Below are 20,590 nucleotides of genomic sequence, written 5' to 3'. Positions count from 1 at the left end.
GCAGCTGCCGTATACCAATCTCATAATGCATAATCAACTATATTTCTTTCCTCATCAGACAAAACACCATCTTTATTGACGTCTTGTTCTTGTGCAAATTTGCGTACACATGAATCCGGAAATGTTGCTTCATCTATAGTTACTGTTGATGCATTTGCATGAATTTCCGGTAGATACAAAATTCCCAATGTAATTATCATACATGCCAATATTTTTTTTAGTTTATTCATAAGATCTCCTCCCATTCTACCATCATAGCACTAAATTTCTTTGTTACATTTCCAGTACACCATACATTTCTGCTTGCGTCAACGACCTTGGGGCAATCTTAATAATTCTTAAGAATTTGGACATACTCGTCATTCTTGCGACAAAGCATCTCGTAGGATACTGCCATGTCAGATAACTTTCCAAAGCAGTCACCATCCACCACATAAAAACGATCCACGGCGTAATGGTTGCCTTTGTCACAGGATAATATCTGATTTTTGGCATTCAACAATAACGGTTCTGTACTTGGATATTCTTCCCTTGAGATTCCATTCAGAAACACATATTGTTCTTTCGGATTTTTCTGAAGTAATTCCGCGATCGCACTATCTACTTCCTCTAATCCCGCAGCAGATACACGCTGTCCATCATTTATAAATCGAACACAAGCGCATCCCTTGGTGTTCTCTGGAAACACATACCGCGCAGTCCCTCTTATATCCACTTTATTCGCACTAATATTCCAATAATAGATTGATTTTTCAGAAGCAATAATCGTTTGCTGTCCATAGAAAGCAGGTAGATTTTCATCATCTACAGCACAATCCAAGAACCCTATAAATTTTTCATGTTCGTCTTCATATCCTTTCTCATCACGAATAATATTATTGATTGCTGTTTCTAAGACATTGGGTTCCTTATAATGTATTTTTGATGCATGTAGAACATAAGACTCTTCCTGCGCCGAAATCTCTGTCGTCTCAAATTCTGTCGAAGTATATGCGAAAGGATTATTTGTTTTCTGCTTTTCCTGCTTTGCTTCAGAACAGCCGCCTAATAGAAACATACAGCAGGATAGTGATAATATAAATACGATTTTTTTCTTCATAGAACGTCTCCCCCTAAATCTATCATTCATCTTGTTCCATTCAATTAGCTATGCTCTATTCATCTATATAATCATATTACCATATTCTTTTCAAAAACCGTCATCTTTCTGTATGCATTTTTATATACTCAAACTTCGCACTTCAAAAGATTCTGTCAGGTCACATATTGCTTATTATGTCAAAGCATGATAAGTGTTTTGCAGCCACAATAGCCTTTTGCCTACACAAAACAGGCAAAAGGCTATTTCCTTATTAACAATTTCTTATGAGTTTTTAGAGGATCTGATTAGCCCGCAAATGGGATAACTGCTCCATCATATTTGTCTTCGATAAACTTCTTAATCTCATCAGATTTTAATACCTTTACCAAAGCTTTGATCGCATCGCTGTTCTCATTACCTTCCTTGACACCAATGATATTTACATAAGTCTTAGCAGCCTCAGAATCGGACTTCTCATATGCTAAAGCATCTTTACCAACGCTGTATCCTGCCTCTAATGCATAGTTACCGTTTAATACTACATAAGCAACCTCACCTTTTACTTTGGATACCTGTGCTGCTTCAAGCTCCTGGAATTTTAATTTCTTAGGATTGTCTTTAATGTCGTTGATGGTTGCTGTCAGGCTTGCACCGTCTTTAAGAGTCAATAAACCATTATCCTGCAAAAGTAATAATGCTCTCGCTTCGTTTGTTGTATCGTTTGGAATTGCAATGGTATCACCCTCTGCAACATCTTCGAGCTTTGTCTTAGTTCCACCGTAAATTCCAAATGGCTCATAGTGAATATCGCCGGCATCAACGATATGAGTACCATTCTCTTTGTTAAACTGCTCCATGTATGGCTTATGTTCTACATAGTTGGCATCAAATTCGCCACTCTCTACTACGTTATTTGGCTGTACATAATCATCAAATACTGTAACTTTCAGATCATATCCCTGTTTCTTTAAGGTCTTAGCGGCCTCTGCCAAAATCTCGGAATGTGGTGTCTGTGATGCAGCTACTGTAATTGTTTTGCTATCTGCTTTGTTATCGTCTTTCTTTGCATTACCGCAGCCTGTTACCAAACCTGCTGCCAATGTCAACGCCAATGTCAATGCTACTACTCTCTTCTTCATAATTAATTTTCCTCCAATTCTTTTTGTGTTCCAATCTTTCAATACGAAAGCTGGTATTTATTTTCTTCGATCAAGCTTTGCAGAGATCAACATGCCAATTCCCTGCAAAATTTGAACGAGGACAATCAAAATAACGATCGTTACGATCATGATATCCGGCTGATAACGATAATAACCATACCGAATTGCGATATTTCCCAAACCGCCGCCTCCGACAGCACCTGCCATCGCAGAGTATCCTAGGATCGTACCAAGTGCGATCGTCACACCGACGATCAAGGATGTTCTTGCTTCTACGAGCAATACTTTCCAAATGATCGTAAAGATGCCGGCGCCCATGCTCTGAGCAGCCTCGATCACGCCATGATCTACTTCCTTGAGCGATGATTCCACCATACGTCCAATAAAAGGAGCGGCAGCAATAACCAGTGGTACGACTGTAGCCGAAGACCCATAAGACTGCCCCACGATAAATCTGGTAAGCGGGATCACCAATATCAACAAAATAATAAACGGTATACTTCGCAGTACATTCGAAATCACATCCAGCACACGATATACAACCGGCTGTGGTCTGATTCCGGTTTTGTCGGTAACCGCAAGAGCGATTCCCAGTGGAAGCCCAAGCACATATCCCATAAAGGTTGACGCTAAGGTCATGTACAGCGTTTCCCAAATACCATTAATGATCATCTCCTGAACAACTGCATCAAAGTGAAACATCTGCTTCCACCTCCTTTACCGTCAGCTTACAATCACGTAAATATGTGATCATCTGCTTTGCAATATCTTCATCCTCCGGCAACTGCAAGATCATTTCTCCGGTTGCAATGCCGTTGATATCCTTGGTATCGGCATGCAATATATTAACCGGTGTCTTGTATCGAAGGATCATATTACCGATAACCGGTTCAAACGATGAATTTTCGCTAAAGACGATTCGCACCAGATGCTTTCCTTCCATCTTTGGAACACTGGTATCTTCACCAAAAATCATCTTCTTAGCGGCCGCAGATTCCGGATTGGCAAATATCTTGGAAACACTTCCCGTCTCCACCAAATGTCCCTTTTCTAAGATTGCAACTTTATTACATATCTTTTGTACCACGGACATTTCATGGGTGATCAGCACGATCGTGATACCGTAATCATGGTTGATCTGCTGCAACAATTCCAAGATAGACTGTGTCGTCTGCGGATCCAAAGCACTCGTTGCCTCGTCGCAAAGCAGGATATCCGGATTATTCGCTAATGCTCTGGCAATTGCCACACGCTGCTTCTGTCCACCGGACAATTGTCCCGGATATGCTTTTGCTTTATCAGCAAGTCCCACGATCTGAAGCAATTCCACAGCTCTCTTCTTTGCCTGTTTCTTGCTTACTCCGGCGATCACAAGCGGAAAACAAATATTGTCCAACACGTTCTTCTGCATCAACAGATTAAAATGCTGAAAGATCATTGCAATCTTCTGTCTCTCTTTGCGAAGCTGTCTGCCTTTCAAAGTCGATAAATCTTTGCCATGAATCTTGACAACACCGGCGGTGGGTTTCTCTAAGTAATTAAGACATCGTACTAATGTACTCTTACCCGCACCGGACATACCGATAATTCCATAAATATCTCCACTTGCAATTTCCAAATTAATCTGGTCGAGTGCTTTGACTTGATTACCAAAATCTTTCTCCACACCCTCAACCGTGATCAATGCATCCATGGAAGTATCACCTCCTACGATTCTTTTCCTTGTTTTCATATCATTTATATATGAATTGTATGTTATAATATAGCAGTCTCATCCATTTGTCAAGAACTTTTTTCATTTTTTTACTCAAACTTTCCATAACAAAAATTATTACCCGAACCACATATTGCTTATTATGTCAAAGGCTACTAAGTCTTTTGCAACCACTACATGGCGATTTCTGCCGTCAGAGAACTAAGATAATTGCCGCAGAACGCAGAGTTTTTGTGATTTCTTATTTTTCAAAAAAGGAGCCTACACACGAATACATTCGTGCATAGGCTCCTTATTCAAATACCATTACAGTTCGTTATCAAGTTGCCGGATGCAGACAATTGTTCAATAAATATTCCACATCATCTGCTGTTACTGCCAGCAGTTTATCCGGTGCATCGCTCAGCTCCAACACCATGACAAACCGCTCCCCGCAGTCATTAAAGGTAATACGTTTCAACACATTCTCTTCCTTATATCCTACGTACTTACTCTTGTTGATCTCGATCAGCTTATCATTCAATATGCCAAATCCATAGATCACTAACATGGTAGAAAACTGAAAGGTCAAACGCTTTGCAAAGTCTGTATTGATATTAAACACAGCCTGCATCTCGGTAATACCACCACGATCTGTCATTGCGGTACCCGGTATGGTACGAAACTTGCCGGGCGTAAAATAATCAGATAACTTTACCAGTTCCAGATCATTTACTTTCTCTGTTGTCATTACACTCCCCTCCTTTATCTGGGATTCATCTCTGTAAGAGATGACTTATTTCTTCGTTGTCTTATAGAAAAAAGTATAAGCGAGACCATCTGTATAATAACCTGTCAGAGATGGATCGATCAAGTCCTGATTGGATGGGCTGAATAATGGGCAGATAACCGTATCTTCGGATACTAAAATCTTTTCTGCTTCCATCAACTGTTTCTGACGACTTGCCTCATCTAGGTTCTTGTCAGATTCCTGAATCAGTTTATCATACTTCGCATTGCTCCACTTCACATCATTCTGTGCATTGCCGGTCTGGTACATCTTGAGCCAGCTGGTCGGATCATTGTAATCAGCGTACCACTGCATTCTTGCCATCTGCAGCTTACCGTTACGACGCTCATCAACGTATACTTCATATTCCATTGCCTCTAATTTTACATCTACTCCCAGTTTCTTCCACTGTGCCTGCAATACCTGTGCTACGTTTGCCTCATAACTCATTGCCGGATAAGTATATGTGATCGTTGGAAGGCCCTTGCCATCTTTGTAACCGGCCTCTGCCAAAAGCTCTTTTGCCTTTGCGAGATCTTCATCTAACAGATTTCCCTGTGCTTCGCCCCATTTCTTGCCGTCGGCTTTGCTCTTGTAATTCTTGCCAACGAAACTGGTACCCGGCTCGCAAGCCGTACCAACGACTGCTGCAATATCTTTACGATTCAATGCCAGTGAAAATGCCTGACGTACTTTAACATCATCAAATGGTTTTTCATTAATATTGAATAAGATATAGTTTGTCTGTGGGACCTCTCGGATCGACAAGTCATCTTTGCCTTCATAAGATTCTGCGATCTCACTAGGTGCACCCTGCAGGATGTTGATCTCACCTGTCTGATATGCCGATGCTTTTGCCTGATCGTCATCCATAAACTTATCCGTAATCTTTAATACATTGGTGCTCTTTGCATCACGGTAATATTTATTCTTCTCAAAAGATACGTGATCTCCGTCCACATGCTCAGACAAATGATATGGTCCATTACCTAAGTTCTGTTCCGGATTCATATCCCAATCCTTATTATCATCTGTTGCATATTTGCAATTAGATGGCATATAGGTAGGCAATTTACAAAGATCTAAGAAGTAAGAACATGGCTCTTCTAATGTAAACTTAATCGTCTTGTCGTCGATACACTCGATGCCGACATCTTTGAAGTCGCATTTTCCATTAAAGCACTTCTCTGCATTCTTAATAACGAACAAGAAGTCAACGTACCAAGAACCATTGTCCGGCTCTAGCGCTCTCTTCATCGTATTTTCGAAGTCAGCACTTGTAACATCCGATCCATCGGACCACTTCTCATCGTCTCTAATATAGAAAGTATACTCTGTCGCATCATCATTGACATCCCAATGATCTGCTGCCGCAGGTACGATCTTTCCTTCCTTATCATAACTTACAAAACCTTCGTAACAGTTCGTCTGTACACTGAAGTACTCGTATGCAGCAGCTCCTGCAGGGTCATACTCACCACTTTCCGGCTGTACCGCATTGATCAGTTCCGCAATTTCTCCTTTGTCATTGGTACTTGTTGCACTGTTTCCTCCACCACAGCCGGTAAGACTCCCTATCACCATTGCCGCTGTAAGTAGTGCCGCCATAATTTTCTTTGTCTTTCTCATAAGCGTTCCCTCCTTGTGTCTCAAACATTGTGTCAGTTGCATTCCCATTACCCTAATCCATTCGCAGACAATGCACTTCGCACTATCTGACGCATGAGCGATGTTTCTAAAACATACTCATTATATCTAAAAGATCCTTAAAGATCTTTTAAGCAATAATTTGTTCAACAGTTTTGCCAACTGCCTTATACTGTGCCAAATTTTTTGGCGAATATAAGTTGCAGGCAACCTGTCTGTTATCATACATATATGTGTCCGGTTTTTTGGACTTACATTCCTCGGTTGCGTACTTACATCTTCCCGCAAACGGACATCCTTTTGGCGGATTGATCGGACTTGGTACCTCGCCCTCCAGGATGATTCGTTTCTTTTCTTTGGCCATCTTTGGATCAGCAATCGGTGCTGCAGAAATAAGTGCTCTCGTATACGGATGCAATGGTTTCTTGTAAACATCATCGGATGATCCAAGCTCTACCATATTTCCCAAATACATAACACCGATTTTATGGCTGATATGATGTACCATTTCCAGATCATGGGCAATGAAAAGATAGCTAAATCCTTTTTCACGCTGCAGCTTTTCAAGCAAGTTGATAACCTGCGCCTGAATTGATACATCCAACGCTGAGATCGGCTCATCACAAACGATAAACTCCGGACGAAGTGCTAATGTTCTGGCAATACCGATACGCTGTCTCTGTCCACCGGAAAACTCATGTGGATATCGTCTGATGTGATCCGGTTTTAATCCAACTGTCTCGATCAACTCCTGTACGATAACTTTACGCTCGTGTGCGGTACCCATATTGTGAATGATCATTGGCTCTTCAATAATCTCTCCAACGGTAAATCTTGGATTTAAGGATGCATAAGGATCCTGAAAGATCATCTGCATCTTTTTGCGATAAGGAAACATTTTACGGTTACTAAGTCCGGTAATGTCAACTCCATCAAAAATAATCTGACCACTCGTTGGTTCATGTACCTTTAGGATCGTACGTCCCATGGAACTTTTACCGCAGCCGGATTCTCCGACAATACCGAGTGTCTCGCCACGTTCCAGCTTAAAAGAAACTCCATTCACCGCATGTACTTTTTGGCCATGTGCTGCGGGAAAGTGCTTTGTTAAATTTTTTACCTCTAATAATGGTGTTGGTTCGTTACTCATGTGCATCCTCTCCCTTCATCACTTCCTGCCAGCGCTCCTTGCAGTGAAGCCAGCATTTGCATTTATGTGTCTCGCCAAATTCTGTCACAAGCGGTGTTGCCTTTGTACAGATTTCCATTGCCTCGCTGCATCGGGAAGCAAACGGACACTGATCACCAAGTTTTAACAGATCCGGCGGTGTACCGGGAATTGGCTTGAGTGGTTCTCTATGATCTGCATTGGAATTAGCAATACTATTTAACAGGCCTTTTGTATATGGATGTTTTGGATCATAAAAGATTTCATCCGTTGTTCCTTCTTCCATAATATTACCACCATACATAATGCTGATACGGTCACATAAAGAAGCAACTACGCCAAGATCATGTGTTATGATAATAACACCGGCATCACTTTCCTCGGTAATCTTGCGAAGCAGATCCAAAATCTGCGCCTGCACGGTTACGTCCAATGCTGTGGTCGGCTCATCCGCCACGATCAGCTTCGGATTACAGGCCAGTGCGATCGCAATAATAATACGCTGTCTCATACCACCGGAAAACTCAAACGGATACTGTTTCAATCTGGATTCCGGTGCCGGAATACCTACCATTTTCATCAGTTCTATGGCACGCTCTCTAGCTTCCTGCTTGCTGCATTTATCATGTGCCCGTATCCCCTCTGTCATCTGCTTTTCGATCGTTACGATCGGATTTAAGTATGACATAGGATCCTGAAAGATCATGCTGATGTCGTTACCCCGAATCGCGTTCATCTTCTTTTCATATTCTTTTTTCTCTTTCTTTGTCTTATATTTAACCGGAGAAATGTCTTCCCCGTCGAAGATCATTTCTCCGGCGGTTACGGTACCATTCGGTGCCAGTAGTCCCATCAGTGAAAGCATTCCCACACTCTTACCTGAACCGGACTCTCCTACGATTCCAAGGACTTCTCCTTTGTCAACGGTATAATCTATTCCCCGCAGTGCCTTTACTACGCCCTGCTCTGTCTGAAACTCTGTCTCTAATCCTCTGATCTCTAACAAACTCATATCCATCACCATGCCTTTCTCTCGTTTTTCTTCGCCGTCCAATGCTGTCCAAAATCTCGGACACGTTATATACTGTCCAACATATAGGACACCAGACAAATTGCTTAACGTTTTCTCTTAGGATCCAACGCCTTTTCTAATCCCTCACCAACGAAGTTGAACGAGAAGATCGTGATACAAATTGCAATCATTGGATATACCGTCTGCATCGGATATGTCATGATCAACTGTCTTGCATCCTGTGCTAAAGTACCCCAGCTTGCCATCGGTGCGGAAATGCCGACACCTAAGAAACTCAGCCAAGCCTCGGTAAAGATTGCCTGCGGCACCATCAAAGTTACCGTAACAATGATCTGTCCCATCGTATTGATCAGCAAATGTTTGATCAGGATACGACTTGGGCTTGCACCTAACACAAACGCTGCCATCGTAAATTCCTGTTCTTTCAAACTCTTGACCTGCTGCCTTACGATACGCGCCATATCGATCCAACAGGTGATCGATATACCAAGCATGATACTAATCACGCTTGCCCCAAAGATCAACATGATCAATACAATGTAAAGCATTGCCGGTACCGAATAAATAATATCTACGATTCGCATCATGACCATGTCGACCTTACCACCAACATATCCTGCGATACCACCATAGATCGTACCGACGATCAGATTGATCACGGCTGCCAAACAACCAACTGCTAAGCTGATCCTTGCACCGAATAAGATTCGTACAAAAATGTCTCTTCCCATTCGATCAGTACCAAACCAATGATCCATGCTGGGACTTGCATTTCTCAGTGACATATTCTGTTCGGCATAAGAATATTTACACATCATCGGTCCGAAAATCGCCATCAATACAACAATGATCAAAATGATCGCCCCAGCTACAGCTCTCTTATTTCCGGTAAAATCATGCCATACCGACTGAAGGAACGTTCTGCTCTCTACAGCAATAAACTCGTCGTTTTTTTCATCATCATCTAATTTACGAAATAATTTTGTTTCCATGGCATCCATACGCGTTCCCTCCTTTACAATGTTTTGCGGACTCTAGGATCAACGACCGCACAGATCAGATCGGATAACAAGTTACATATAATAATGATCGCACCGATAAAGATCGTAATTCCCATAACCACCGTATAATCATGGTTGGTGATCGCTGATACGAATTCTTTACCAATACCCGGTATTGTGTAGATCTGTTCGATAACGACGCTACCTGTTAATAAGAATGCAATCATCGGTCCCATATAGGTAATGACCGGAAGCATCGCATTTTTAAGAATGTGCCGGAACAATAATGTCCGTTTGCTGATTCCCTTCGCCTTTGCCATCGTTATGTAATCCTGCTTAACAACTTCTTCATAACTATTCTGTGTCTGTCTGGCAACTGCTGAGATCGGATACAATCCCTGGGCGATAGCCGGAAGCACATAATGCATTGGTGTTGTAAGACCAAGCACGGGGAACATCTTCAGTTCTACACCGAATATAATAAGAAGAAGCAATGCTACGATAAAGTTTGGAACACTGACACCAAAGGTCAATGCCGATAGCCAAACACCTTTTACTGCGTTACTCTTCGCTCGTGCCATCAGGATTCCCGAACTGACACCAACCACTAATACTAATACAAAAGTTACAATACCAAGCTGCAACGTTGGCATCATTGTCTGTGCGATGATCTCATTTACGGATTTACCAACCTTCTTATAAGAGGTTCCCATATCGCCATGCAGCAAGTTCTTACAATATATAATGAACTGTTCTACCGGCGGTTTGTCTAATCCATAAGTTGCTTCCATCTTTTTCAATACATCACCGGATATATTTTTGGATTGTAACGGACTTCCCGGCATAACCTTGGTCATTGCGAATGTGATCGCGATCAATACGAATAAGGTTAATATACCGAGCAGCACACGCTTTATTATGTATTTGACCATATACATCCACTCCTTTCTTTTGCAAAAAGAAAACGGCAAAGGGACTTTTTTGTCAGCGCCTTTGCCGTTATGATCTTACTATTAAATTTTTGCTTTGCATCTCTCACACAAGCACATTTTTATCATTTATCCAAAGCGGTGTCAACAAAAACTGACGTTTTTTGTAATTTTTACAAACAAACTTGTTCAGATTCCAAATTTTACGTATTTTTTTCAAATGGATTGACTTTTTTACGAACTTCTCTTATTCTTTCCCATATGATTTGCTATTGACTGAATTAATATGTTAATCAATCCAATATAATATACATTTGGATTTCACGAAAATGTATCCGCTGCTCATGCAAGTGGATATAAGGAATGGAGGCTTATTATGAAAGTTGTAGTTATCCCGGAGCCGGTGCTTCAGCCGGACATTACAAAAGAAGATATGGACTTAAAGTGGAACCTGTTAAAAGAATTACCGGAAGTCGATGAGCTGGTAATCAAGCATTTTGACGGCTATCCCAGCAATGAAGAACTTCATCCCGTCATCGCAGATGCCGACGCTGCTATCGGCGTGTGGGTCAACGGCAGCAATATAAATGAAGAATTCTTAAGCAAACATCCTAATCTCAAATATGTTGCAACACTTGGTCATGGTTTTGGCGAATTTGATGTTCCTATGACAAAGGAAAAGGGGATGGTGATCACCAACACCATCTATGGTGCACAGACTATTGCGGAATATGCATGGGCACTTCTTATGGAAGTATGTCATCACGTGGATCTTCATTCCAAAGATGTCAAACGTGTTGATTGGGCACATGCCACCAAAGAAGATTATGAAACCTTTGGCCGTGTATTAACACCGCAGATTGAATTGTACGGTAAAACGTGTGGTATCTTTGGTCTGGGAGCGATTGGTTTTGCCTTTGCCAAGATGGCGCAGGGATTTGGCATGCGTGTGATCAGCTACTCCCGCCACAAAAAGACAGATCCGAAATATGACTTTATTGAGCAGGTTGATTTCGATACGCTGTTAGCGGAAAGTGATGTTATTTCCATTCATGCACCACTAACACCTTCCACGGAGGATACGTTTGATGCTGATGCCTTTGCCAAGATGAAGGATGGTACGATCCTGATCAATACAGCACGCGGTGGCTTGATCGTCGAGGAAGCTTTGGTCGATGCTCTGCAATCCGGCAAAGTATACGGCGCCGGTTTGGACGTAATACGGGATGAACCTCCAAAGGGAGACAACCCTCTGCTGCATCAGGACAATGCTGCAATTACAGCTCATATTGCATGGCTTACCCGCGCGTCACGCTTACGTGCTATTGATATTGCCATTGATAATTTTAAGGCATATCTACGGGGAGAACCTGTATCCGTGATCAATAAATAAACACCCTTATCACAAAGCATAGAAACAGCGCTAACTTGAAAAAGTAAATTCCAGTGCAGGGGTAAATTCCATCTCACCTTAAAATTACTTGATTTTTTAGAATTTCAGAGAGCTAAATATCTATAAAACTGTTATAATAAAAGTGACTTTTCACAAAACATCTCAATTTCAGACATGGCAAACAAACCTCTGGATATTTTGTGTGTTGGACTAAATTCCACAGGCTGCGTTCGAAAAATGTGAATTGTTAAGTTCCAGTCTGACAGCAGTTTTTTGTGTTAAGTTAGTTATTAAATTGTATCAGCTTAGGCGTCAGATTAACCTCATCGGGTGGAACCGGCCTAAGCTGAAGTGCTTTTAAGATGTCTATACCATAGTTTTCAAAAGCTGCATCATATGGCGTTCGACCACCAAGGATTTCTCTTGGAGTTGAATTTATATGATTTACAATAGTTCTTAAATCCCACTGTGTGAGGTATTCAAAGCTGCTCTTTTTAGGAAGGATCATCCGAAGCATAGTGTGTGCCTGTTCAATACCGCCTTTTTGACCGCTGCGCATAGGGTCGCAGTAGTAGATATTTGACCGCATAATGCCATTAATGCCGTTTTCAAGAGATTCTGGATCTCCAAACTCAGAGCCACGATCTGTAAGAACTGTGTTGAATAAAGTAAAAAAATCCTTCGTGCCAAGCTGGTGTTCTAACTTGTTAAAAACAAGTTTAACGGCTCCTTTGGTACATCTGTTCATAACAAATGCAAGAAACAATTTTTCGCGAGTTAAGAAAAATGTCAGGATGACGCGTTTTGAATCCTGCGATGAGTGAACCGTATCCATTTCGGCGAAGTGATCAAGTCCAAGCGACTGAAAATCAGAAAACATACGTCCTATAAAAACGGATCTGTCCTTGATTTGGGTTTTGTGTACCTTGCGGGGCTTAAATTTTACCTGACGTTTCAGATCAATATTTCTTGCAGAAAGGATACCTTTATCCAAATAGGAATACAGGGTCCTGACCGACATGTCTAGTTCCGGGTGATTTGTTATGATCTGATACGGAGACTGTCCTTGGAAGATCAGCGGTGTAATGACCATATCTTTCTGATGCAGTTCGTGTCTGGTCATGTTTATACCGGCTCTGGATTGCGAGAGACGTTCTTTGTATTTGCGATCAGCAAAAATAGGATCATAGCGGTATTTGTGGGCAATTGTGCAGTGATTGATTGCTTTTGGACATCCGTTGCACACATAAGGTGCTTTATCGAGTCGTCGGCAGCGTTCTTTAACAAAGTCCGGGCATGTCTGATTGCAGGTCGGACAAGAGGTGCATTTGACGCCACAGAGAATGATCTTGCCACATACATTGACTTTTCTACAATGATATCTGTGGATGCAAAAATTATGTGCATTGTTAAAACTACCTTTGTGATACCAGTCGCTGATCCTGTGCAGCCTGATTTCTTTTGAGATCGTTGTTGGATCTTTGCAAAGATATCTGGCAATGCTCTTAAAAGAACAGCCCGAGTTTAAGGATTTTTCAATGTATTTGCGATCTTCAAGGGTAAGGTGTTTTTGATTACCAGGAATGTATTTACTCATGATAGTTCTCCTCCTACTGCTGTCAGAGCACGACTATGAGCATAACACAATAATGTGAAAGATTAAATGCCACTTGTGCATAAGAGAATTCCACTGCATAAGGGGAGGGTGGAATTAAACATTTCAATTTTTAGCATAGAAACAGCTAACAGGGGATGTGGCATAAATGCCACATCCCCTGTTAAAGTTATACACTTTTTAGTTATCAACTCATGTTTACAAGCTCATGAATTATGCTTCTGCTGTCTCTTCTGCAGCAGCTTCCTCTTCATCCTCTACAGTATCATTCCGACCTGCTACAACACTTACAACCGGTGCATCCAAACTCGTCTGAATATCAACCTTTCCATCCTTTGCAATTGCAAGATCGCCAACAGTAAGTACATCTCCAATATGCATACCAGCGCAGTCAATCTCAATCTTCTCAACCAGATTTTCTGGTGTGGCCTTATATGCGATCTCCTCCAGATGCTGCTCCAAAATACCCTCTGGAACTTTCTCCTTATTATGCAAAATTACCTCTGCAACAGAATGTACTTTTTCACCTTTGACCAAAGCCTGAAAATCCATTTCCAAAATCTGATGATCCAGCGCATTAAAATCTAACTCTTTGATCAATACATCATAAGTCGTGCCTTCCAGCTCTAAGTACAACTGACTTCCTTTCATGCACTCTCTCTGAATACGATCAGCTTCACCCTTTTCAATCTGCAACGGTATTGAACCTTCAAATTCCTTGCCAAACAGATTGCCTGTCACATAGCCCTCTCTTCTGAGTTTCTTTGCCTTAGTTTCCATGTTTCTTCTTTGTACTTTTAAAGTAGTCATTTGTCTGTTCCTCCATTCATACAAATCGATAACATAGGGAAGTTTGCGGAATGTCGATATTAAATTGGCGTTTCGTTTCTCATGTTATGTTTTTTAGTTGCAACTATGGTTTAGCACTTTTTTTCGATTTTGTCAAATCTGACCAAGCAAATTCTCTCATATTCTCTCATACAGCATGCCACAGTCAAACACCGTTTACTTCATTTTCCCTCTTGGTTGACTGTTTTCTCGATTTTTTAATTTCCAGCTTGCTTTTCTCGCCCTCTTGGTTGACTGTTTTTTCAATTTTTTGATTTCCAGCTTGTCTTTCTCGCCTAACTGGTTGACTGTTTTCTTCATTTTTCAATTTATGGCTTGCATATTTGACTTTTCACATATAATGATCTCTACAAATAAAAAGCACCCTCCAGAAAGACTAAATCCAAAGATTCATCTTCCAAAAAAGGTGCTTTTTAACTAACAAAGAACTGCTGTTCCGTTATTTTTTTATTCTTAAGATACTATTATTGTATTACTTTGTCCGGCTGCAAAATGTGTAGTATTCTTTGACATAAAAAACAATCTATGAAGCGCATAGTAGTCTGCGTTATTAAATAACTGCACCGCGTTTCCATTTGCCGCTCTTTAGGCGCCATGCATTGCAGACGCATCTTGCAAACCAGTCGATCGTCATAGCAATCCAAACGCCCCAGACGCCAAGTCCCATTGGCTGCATCAATCCACCGATCACATAGGCCAAACCAATTCTAAATACCCACATAATGATAATGGAGCTGACCATGACAAACTTGACATCACCTGCCGCACGCAAAATTGATGGTAATGTCCACGCTGCCGGCCACATCACCATACAGCAGGCACTATGATACCAGATCAAAATACGAGCTAAGCGATCTGCCTCCGCAGACAGATTGTACCAGCTTGCAATCGTAGGCGTCATAAAGATAATGACGATATTCAATCCCCATAACATCACATATGCCCATTTCATTAACTTCCAAGAATACTCTTTCACCGACTGATAGTCGCCTGCCCCAACACACTGGCCTACAACAGTTGTAAGCGCTAATCCCATTGCCGCAGCCGGAATTGTGGCTAACAGCTCGATCGTACTTCCGGTCGCATTAGCTGCGATCGCCGCCGTCCCGTAACTGGTGATCAAGCTCTGTGTAAACAGTTTGCCGATCTGGAACATCCCATTATCAATACCACTCGGAATACCAATCCTTAGTATTTTGCCTATAATCTGACCGTCCCAGCCAAACCGAAAATACTTGTCGATATGAAGATCGTATTTTTCATTGCGCAGAATAAATACAACAACGATACCTGCTACCACGCGCGAGATCAGAGTACCGTATCCAACACCTGCGATCCCCATATTATAACCAAATACGAAGATTGCATTAAATAAAATATTCAAACCATTCATAATCGCAGATACAAACAAGGATATTGATGCCTTTCCCATTGATCGAAGCAAAGAAGATGCACCGTCATATACCGCAATAAAAGGAAAAGAGAAACCCGTAATAAAGAAATAAGTAACGGCCTGATCCATAACGGCCTGCTCAACCTTTCCATAAATTAATGTTAAGATCGCACGGTCAAATACGATACACACTGCCGATATGACAACGGATACGATCAGGCAGATCAGTACAAGCTGATTAGCAACAATCTGACCAGTCTTTTTCTTCTTGGCACCTAACGCCTGTGCCGCTACTACTGCGCCACCGGTTGCTAGTGCATTAAATATGTAGATCAACAAATTGCTGATCGTATTGACAAGGGATACACCGGATACTGCGGTATCCCCGGCACCCGACACCATGATCATGTCAGCCATGCCTACAGTAACTGCTAAAACTTGTTCAATAACTAATGGCAAAACTAATGCAATCAGATATTTTTTGTCAAACTGAACTCGTGCTGTCGTCTCTTGCATATTCATTCCTCCATTCTTAAGAAATGTACTCTCGGAGTCTTCTCAAAACGAGTTATTTCGGCTGCATTTTTATAAAACGATTCCGAAACTACATATATCTTGTGTTCTGATAATTGCTAATTGTAAGTAGGCACTCATAAAAAGTCAAATGTTTTGGAAAAAATGCCAAAAAAATGTAAATATTGAAAAAAAAATGGATTTTTTTTGTAATTTTTACATTGCTTTTCTATCTTAATCGTATTAGAATGCAGGGCATAGCAGTCATAAGCAAATCAAAGCATGACCTCACACAGAACACGTTGACCCAGAATTTATGACTAAAAAGGAGTGTTGATTATGCAGAAATATGTAGAATTACTTAGAGAGCCAATGCAGGTAAAACCGGAAAGTTTACGAGCAGCCCGCCAGAAGAGCAGCTCTACACCACCTCATGTGTACCGTCTCAATTATAACGAAAGTCCTTATGGTTTGGGACCGGCATCACAGGCCGCATTAGAGGAAGCAATAAAAACTCCTTATGTGTATCCGGATTGGTTCTCTGTAGAACTTAAAACGAATCTTGCCGAATTGTATGGCCTTAAATTTGAAAATATCGCCGTTGGTCCCGGATCCAGTGCAATGATCAATATGCTTGGAGAACTTTTCATTAATCCAGGTGATGAATTCGTATTTGGTGATCCAAGTTATGAGGCATTTCGTGATGTTGCCAATGATTATGGTGCCGTTCCGGTCGCTGTTCCTTTGGATGATAATATGAACTATGACTTAGACGCTATGTTGGCAGCTATTACTGACAAAACGAAGATCTTAGTTGTCGTAAATCCTAACAATCCAACAGGAACTTTCATCGACTCTGCTAAGCTGGAGGCATTTATCCGTAAGGTTCCAAAGCATGTCATTACTGTAATTGATGAAGCATATATGGAATTTGTCGATGACCCAAATAGTTACAGTATGATGAAGCTGATCAAAGAAGAAATCGATCAGCCGCTCATTATCATGAGAACATTTTCTAAGATCTACGGTATGGCAGGACTTCGCGTCGGCTATGTGATCACAAGTCCGGACATGACGGATCATTTCGGTAAATCCAGCAATGCTTGGAATGTAAGCTTCATCGGTCAGAAAACTGCTGCTGCAGCTACGAAGGACCAGGAGCATGTCTCTATGGTACACGACATCAATGCGAAGGAGCGTGAGAAAGTCACTAAGGCTCTCTGCGATCTGGGCTGCCGCGTTTATGATTCACAGGCTAATTTCATACTGTTTAAGGCTCCGATCGATACAATGGAAGTTTATACCAAATTGGAAGAGCAGGATGTGTTGATCGGTGTTCATGTAGGTATGAACCGTGTCAGCCTTGGTAAACCGGAAATGAACGAAAAATTCTTAAAAATTATGAAAGAAATTCTCAAATAAAATTCGGGAAAGATCAGCATCACAAAAGCAGCTTGCAAGGTATGATTTTGTACCTTGCAAGCTGCTTTTAATTCTTTCGTAAAAGAAGCTTTGCCGTTCAGCTTATCTTTGATGGTTATATAATCACACCGTTCGGCTAAGTCAATCATTCAACGTCATTACATTATGCAGTAAATAACAGCGAATGATCAATGCCATCTCTTCTGCCGTAGCAAAATCCGGCAATCCCAGTAACTGTTCTGCTTTGCGAATGCGATAGCGCACTGTATTACTATGCTGAAACAACTCCTCCGACGTCTTTGCAAAATCACCATTATTTTTGACATAAGAAATAACGGTTTCCAATAAATTGACATCATGAGATGCATCATACTTTTGCAAAATGGATACGCTTTCCTCTACCTCATGGTATAGCATCGGATTATTTACAAGCGACATAACATATTTGTAAATTCCGATCTGGGAATACGCTGTATCCGTCTGCTCGAAAAACTGTCCGACGATATTTGCATTTTTTGATTTAATGATAGCCTCATTCAAGCGATCTAATGGCAAAATTTCATCACAAATACCAATATGATACGACTCAGGTAAAAAACCCGCCTCTACCAATATATCATTAATATGATGCAGCATATTCTGATAATCCTCCGGTATATTATCTTCCTGATAAGAACAGATCAGCATAATGCCATGCCCCATCTTTACAAAAGAATAATCGTGTACTTTTGTGTCACGATACTGACGGTACATTAACTTGTCAAAATATGTATGGATCTTCAAGTTGTTCGACATATCCCTCGATGTAATATTTGCCGTAATAATACTCGGATGAAAGTGCGGATTGATCTCCAATGCAATTTTTTCTACGGTAGACGGTTTATGTTTTTCGTTCACAATAGAATTTAATTTTTCCTCTGCAATAACATACTGCGCACGCGTCTTCATCGACTCATTGATACATATGATCAGATCTTCCATAAATTGCTCATAAAAAGAAAACAACGGTACATGATACAATTTCGCTAACTTGATAATATCTTCCGGCAGTTCCCGATCCGGCGGAATCTTAATTGCAATACCGGATACCTGCTTTTGGATCAAGGTACGGAGTGTCCCATTGACCAATTCCGGATCAGAATCAGCAAAGAAATAGGATAACAGTACAAAATATCCATAACTATATCCTTCATAATCGATCCGGCTGCTCTCATACTCCAAAATAACCGTCGCATTCACTAAATTATTAAGGTATTTTTCCCCACATATTATCTTAAAGTCCTTAAATAGGGACAGTTCCAAAATCTCGCTAATCTGAATCATAACTATCCTCCACGCCTATACAATCTTATACTTCCAATCATTAGGCATATCTGTGCATTGCGAATCATATTCGCATTTTGTCCGCCTTGGTGTCATTTTGAAAATATTATACCTTGGGTTAATATGCTTTGCAATGCCGAAATACTAACATAGAAATGATCGCCGTCAATCCTTCTGCGATCCAAAACGCATGCCATACTCCCGTCGCTCCTATTGCGTAACTCAACAACATCGCTGCCGGAATGATGATCACAATATAACGGCACAACGAGATTACTAACGATTGCATTCCTTTCCCTAATCCTTCTAATGCCCCGGAGGCTGTCACAGAGATCGCAGATGTTAGAAATCCTGCACTGATCAATCGAAGTGCCGTTTCTCCAACACGGATCGTCTCCGGAGTATGCGTAAACAGTCCCATTAAAGTTGCCGGGATCGTCATGCAGATCACCGTTCCACCTAACATGATCAAACCATTCATTACAAGAACAAGTTCAAAGATCTTTTTCACACGCTTGTGTTCTCCCGCACCGTAATTATAACCGATCAGCGGACGCATCCCTTGGATAATGCCATTCGCCGGCAGATATAAAAATGTCTGCAGCTTATAATAGATCCCAAGTACTAAAATATAGGCTTCGGAATACACTGCCAAAATTGCATTCAGTGCAGAGATCAACACGGAAGACAACGCCATATTTAAGGTCGCAGGAATGCCGATCGCGTACAACTTTCCAACCATATGTTTATCCGGCCGTAAATAACTTCTTCTCACATGTACCGACAATGGCCGTATTTTACAGATTACGAAATAAACGCACAGCGTTAATACCTGTCCGATCCCGGTAGCAAGCGCAGCACCTCTGATCCCCATTTTCGGAAAAATTCCCAGTCCAAAAATCAGGACAGGATCTAATGCAATATTGGTGCAGCAGCCGATCAGCAAACTGATCATCGTCACCTTCATACGCCCTACTGCCTGAAAGATCTTCTCAAATGCCATGCTGAGCGAGACGACCAAAGCAAAAGAAAATGCAATATCGGAATACTGTATTCCTAAAGCTGCAACCGCTTCTGATCTGGTAAATAAACGCAAAAAAAACGGCATGATCTCAATACTAACTATGGTCAAAAGCACACCGTGCACTGCCGATAAAAGCAGTCCCTGCGTCGTTGCCATATCTGCTTTTTCATAATCCTTTGCACCCAAATAAAAACTGATAACCGCATTCATTCCAACGCCAAAACCAATACCGGCAGCATTGATAAAATTCTGTACCGGAAATACGAGCGATAGCGCCGTCATCGCATCTTCACTGATCTTAGCGACAAAATAACTATCCACAATATTATATAAAGAATTGACAAGCATCGATATCACCATGGGAAATGCCATCGATACCAACAATGAAAATACCGGTTTTTCTTTCATAAATGTTTCATTCATAACAAAATGAGTCCTTTCTGTTATAAAGAGTAACGCTCACTGCGCCTGACTCATTATAACAGAAGGACTCCTAAAAATCATCTGTTTCTAAGGTATCTTCTCAAATTTTACCGTATCATGATACGAAATTCAC

At 41.2% G+C, this 20,590-nt stretch carries 19 protein-coding genes; 2 read left to right on the top strand and 17 right to left on the bottom strand.

The annotated features are described in order from the left end of the window. Window positions 1-20 precede the first annotated feature (20 nt). From ACSAJE_RS12450 to ACSAJE_RS12400, 11 genes are all read right to left on the bottom strand, one after another. Complete coding sequence (locus ACSAJE_RS12450) at window positions 21-230, bottom strand: hypothetical protein (protein WP_458009251.1); 210 nt, start codon at window positions 228-230, stop codon at window positions 21-23. 98 nt (window positions 231-328) lie between these two features. Next, window positions 329-1,099 (bottom strand): hypothetical protein, encoded by a 771-nt coding sequence (locus ACSAJE_RS12445; protein WP_458009250.1) that lies wholly within the window; start codon window positions 1,097-1,099, stop codon window positions 329-331. Window positions 1,100-1,386: 287 nt separating this feature from the next. Next, on the bottom strand, window positions 1,387-2,220 hold the full coding sequence (locus ACSAJE_RS12440) for a MetQ/NlpA family ABC transporter substrate-binding protein (protein WP_458009249.1): 834 nt from the start codon (window positions 2,218-2,220) through the stop codon (window positions 1,387-1,389). A gap of 57 nt (window positions 2,221-2,277) precedes the next feature. Then, the gene (locus ACSAJE_RS12435) at window positions 2,278-2,943 is read right to left on the bottom strand and encodes a methionine ABC transporter permease (protein WP_118506543.1); all 666 of its coding nucleotides are present in this window, start codon (window positions 2,941-2,943) and stop codon (window positions 2,278-2,280) included. Then, the gene (locus ACSAJE_RS12430) at window positions 2,930-3,934 is read right to left on the bottom strand and encodes a methionine ABC transporter ATP-binding protein (RefSeq protein ID WP_118506544.1); all 1,005 of its coding nucleotides are present in this window, start codon (window positions 3,932-3,934) and stop codon (window positions 2,930-2,932) included. The genes ACSAJE_RS12435 and ACSAJE_RS12430 overlap by 14 nt, the downstream gene beginning before the upstream one ends. A gap of 340 nt (window positions 3,935-4,274) precedes the next feature. Then, window positions 4,275-4,685 carry a hypothetical protein gene (locus ACSAJE_RS12425; RefSeq protein WP_022025896.1) on the bottom strand — a complete coding sequence of 137 codons (411 nt, stop codon included), beginning with the start codon at window positions 4,683-4,685 and terminating at the stop codon, window positions 4,275-4,277. A 45-nt stretch (window positions 4,686-4,730) separates the two neighbouring features. Beyond that, on the bottom strand, window positions 4,731-6,353 hold the full coding sequence (locus tag ACSAJE_RS12420; protein WP_458009248.1) for a peptide ABC transporter substrate-binding protein: 1,623 nt from the start codon (window positions 6,351-6,353) through the stop codon (window positions 4,731-4,733). 148 nt (window positions 6,354-6,501) lie between these two features. Next, complete coding sequence (locus tag ACSAJE_RS12415) at window positions 6,502-7,521, bottom strand: ABC transporter ATP-binding protein (RefSeq protein WP_022025894.1); 1,020 nt, start codon at window positions 7,519-7,521, stop codon at window positions 6,502-6,504. After that, window positions 7,514-8,563: an ABC transporter ATP-binding protein gene (locus ACSAJE_RS12410; protein ID WP_458009247.1), complete on the bottom strand. Its 1,050-nt coding sequence runs from the start codon at window positions 8,561-8,563 to the stop codon at window positions 7,514-7,516. Before ACSAJE_RS12410 ends, ACSAJE_RS12415 begins: the two co-directional genes overlap by 8 nt. A gap of 92 nt (window positions 8,564-8,655) precedes the next feature. Then, on the bottom strand, window positions 8,656-9,573 hold the full coding sequence (locus tag ACSAJE_RS12405; RefSeq protein ID WP_022025891.1) for an ABC transporter permease: 918 nt from the start codon (window positions 9,571-9,573) through the stop codon (window positions 8,656-8,658). Between the two features lie 14 nt (window positions 9,574-9,587). Then, window positions 9,588-10,505 carry an ABC transporter permease gene (locus tag ACSAJE_RS12400; RefSeq protein WP_022025890.1) on the bottom strand — a complete coding sequence of 306 codons (918 nt, stop codon included), beginning with the start codon at window positions 10,503-10,505 and terminating at the stop codon, window positions 9,588-9,590. 373 nt (window positions 10,506-10,878) lie between these two features. Here ACSAJE_RS12400 and ACSAJE_RS12395 point away from each other — a divergent pair, with 373 nt between their 5' ends. Continuing rightward, on the top strand, window positions 10,879-11,895 hold the full coding sequence (locus ACSAJE_RS12395) for a 2-hydroxyacid dehydrogenase (RefSeq protein ID WP_118691236.1): 1,017 nt from the start codon (window positions 10,879-10,881) through the stop codon (window positions 11,893-11,895). Between the two features lie 283 nt (window positions 11,896-12,178). Here the strand turns inward: ACSAJE_RS12395 and ACSAJE_RS12390 are convergent, their stop codons facing one another. The 4 genes from ACSAJE_RS12390 to ACSAJE_RS12375 form a co-directional block, all read right to left on the bottom strand. Further along, complete coding sequence (locus ACSAJE_RS12390; protein WP_458009246.1) at window positions 12,179-13,492, bottom strand: IS30 family transposase; 1,314 nt, start codon at window positions 13,490-13,492, stop codon at window positions 12,179-12,181. Window positions 13,493-13,723: 231 nt separating this feature from the next. Next, window positions 13,724-14,320, bottom strand: a complete 597-nt coding sequence (locus ACSAJE_RS12385) for a 50S ribosomal protein L25 (protein ID WP_458009245.1) — start codon at window positions 14,318-14,320, stop codon at window positions 13,724-13,726. A 184-nt stretch (window positions 14,321-14,504) separates the two neighbouring features. After that, window positions 14,505-14,666: a hypothetical protein gene (locus ACSAJE_RS12380; RefSeq protein WP_458009244.1), complete on the bottom strand. Its 162-nt coding sequence runs from the start codon at window positions 14,664-14,666 to the stop codon at window positions 14,505-14,507. Window positions 14,667-14,909: 243 nt separating this feature from the next. After that, window positions 14,910-16,268, bottom strand: a complete 1,359-nt coding sequence (locus ACSAJE_RS12375) for an MATE family efflux transporter (RefSeq protein WP_444156001.1) — start codon at window positions 16,266-16,268, stop codon at window positions 14,910-14,912. 336 nt (window positions 16,269-16,604) lie between these two features. Between ACSAJE_RS12375 and ACSAJE_RS12370 the strand changes: the two genes are divergently transcribed. Further along, entirely contained in the window at window positions 16,605-17,687 is a 1,083-nt protein-coding gene (locus ACSAJE_RS12370; protein ID WP_118691232.1) for a pyridoxal phosphate-dependent aminotransferase, read from the top strand. Between the two features lie 141 nt (window positions 17,688-17,828). Here the strand turns inward: ACSAJE_RS12370 and ACSAJE_RS12365 are convergent, their stop codons facing one another. Both ACSAJE_RS12365 and ACSAJE_RS12360 read right to left on the bottom strand, forming a co-directional pair. Beyond that, window positions 17,829-19,010 carry a helix-turn-helix domain-containing protein gene (locus tag ACSAJE_RS12365; RefSeq protein ID WP_458009243.1) on the bottom strand — a complete coding sequence of 394 codons (1,182 nt, stop codon included), beginning with the start codon at window positions 19,008-19,010 and terminating at the stop codon, window positions 17,829-17,831. Window positions 19,011-19,128: 118 nt separating this feature from the next. Further along, entirely contained in the window at window positions 19,129-20,457 is a 1,329-nt protein-coding gene (locus tag ACSAJE_RS12360; protein ID WP_458009242.1) for an MATE family efflux transporter, read from the bottom strand. Window positions 20,458-20,590: the final 133 nt, after the last annotated feature.

It is taken from the genome of Jutongia sp. SJQ-6 (assembly GCF_054161275.1).
The sequence above is the reverse complement of the archived record's forward strand: the minus strand, read 5'-3'. Positions and strand labels throughout refer to the sequence as shown.

Coding starts and splice junctions, on each gene's coding strand:
- ACSAJE_RS12450 (WP_458009251.1), bottom strand. CDS start 230: ATGAATAAACTAAAAAAAATATTGGCATGTATGATAATTACATTGGGA.
- ACSAJE_RS12445 (WP_458009250.1), bottom strand. CDS start 1,099: ATGAAGAAAAAAATCGTATTTATATTATCACTATCCTGCTGTATGTTT.
- ACSAJE_RS12440 (WP_458009249.1), bottom strand. CDS start 2,220: ATGAAGAAGAGAGTAGTAGCATTGACATTGGCGTTGACATTGGCAGCA.
- ACSAJE_RS12435 (WP_118506543.1), bottom strand. CDS start 2,943: ATGTTTCACTTTGATGCAGTTGTTCAGGAGATGATCATTAATGGTATT.
- ACSAJE_RS12430 (WP_118506544.1), bottom strand. CDS start 3,934: ATGGATGCATTGATCACGGTTGAGGGTGTGGAGAAAGATTTTGGTAAT.
- ACSAJE_RS12425 (WP_022025896.1), bottom strand. CDS start 4,685: ATGACAACAGAGAAAGTAAATGATCTGGAACTGGTAAAGTTATCTGAT.
- ACSAJE_RS12420 (WP_458009248.1), bottom strand. CDS start 6,353: ATGAGAAAGACAAAGAAAATTATGGCGGCACTACTTACAGCGGCAATG.
- ACSAJE_RS12415 (WP_022025894.1), bottom strand. CDS start 7,521: ATGAGTAACGAACCAACACCATTATTAGAGGTAAAAAATTTAACAAAG.
- ACSAJE_RS12410 (WP_458009247.1), bottom strand. CDS start 8,563: ATGGTGATGGATATGAGTTTGTTAGAGATCAGAGGATTAGAGACAGAG.
- ACSAJE_RS12405 (WP_022025891.1), bottom strand. CDS start 9,573: ATGGATGCCATGGAAACAAAATTATTTCGTAAATTAGATGATGATGAA.
- ACSAJE_RS12400 (WP_022025890.1), bottom strand. CDS start 10,505: ATGGTCAAATACATAATAAAGCGTGTGCTGCTCGGTATATTAACCTTA.
- ACSAJE_RS12395 (WP_118691236.1), top strand. CDS start 10,879: ATGAAAGTTGTAGTTATCCCGGAGCCGGTGCTTCAGCCGGACATTACA.
- ACSAJE_RS12390 (WP_458009246.1), bottom strand. CDS start 13,492: ATGAGTAAATACATTCCTGGTAATCAAAAACACCTTACCCTTGAAGAT.
- ACSAJE_RS12385 (WP_458009245.1), bottom strand. CDS start 14,320: ATGACTACTTTAAAAGTACAAAGAAGAAACATGGAAACTAAGGCAAAG.
- ACSAJE_RS12375 (WP_444156001.1), bottom strand. CDS start 16,268: ATGCAAGAGACGACAGCACGAGTTCAGTTTGACAAAAAATATCTGATT.
- ACSAJE_RS12370 (WP_118691232.1), top strand. CDS start 16,605: ATGCAGAAATATGTAGAATTACTTAGAGAGCCAATGCAGGTAAAACCG.
- ACSAJE_RS12365 (WP_458009243.1), bottom strand. CDS start 19,010: ATGATTCAGATTAGCGAGATTTTGGAACTGTCCCTATTTAAGGACTTT.
- ACSAJE_RS12360 (WP_458009242.1), bottom strand. CDS start 20,457: ATGAATGAAACATTTATGAAAGAAAAACCGGTATTTTCATTGTTGGTA.